The following is a 257-nucleotide window of genomic DNA, read 5'->3' as shown; positions in this document are numbered from 1 at the left end:
CAAATAACCAAACAGGATACCGGCGCTATTGATGAGTTATGCCGACGGATTAATAACTCACAGTTGAGTACTGAGGTAATTCAATTACAAGCGCAATTGTATGGAAATAAAGCTACAAACAGTGACCTTGGTGCTATTATAAAAATACTTGAGAGTGAGCAAGCTCAAGCATCAAATTCGCAACAAACTGTATTAAAAGACCTTTATAGCTAAAATAAAGTTACGTATGAGTCTTTTTTCATTAAATAAAAATATAG

At 33.5% G+C, this 257-nt stretch carries 1 protein-coding gene; it reads left to right on the top strand.

What is annotated here, in order from left to right; translation table 11 throughout:
• Window positions 1–213: hypothetical protein (locus tag R2R70_RS21475; RefSeq protein ID WP_410979119.1), on the top strand; the 213-nt coding region annotated here is incomplete at its 5' end.
• Between the last annotated feature and the right edge of the window lie 44 nt (window positions 214–257).

This window comes from Cobetia sp. SIMBA_158 (assembly GCF_046566945.1).
GTDB classification, from domain to species: Bacteria; Pseudomonadota; Gammaproteobacteria; order Pseudomonadales; family Halomonadaceae; genus Cobetia; species Cobetia amphilecti.
Note: the sequence above shows the minus strand (reverse complement) of the source record. Positions and strands in the feature narration are given on the sequence as shown.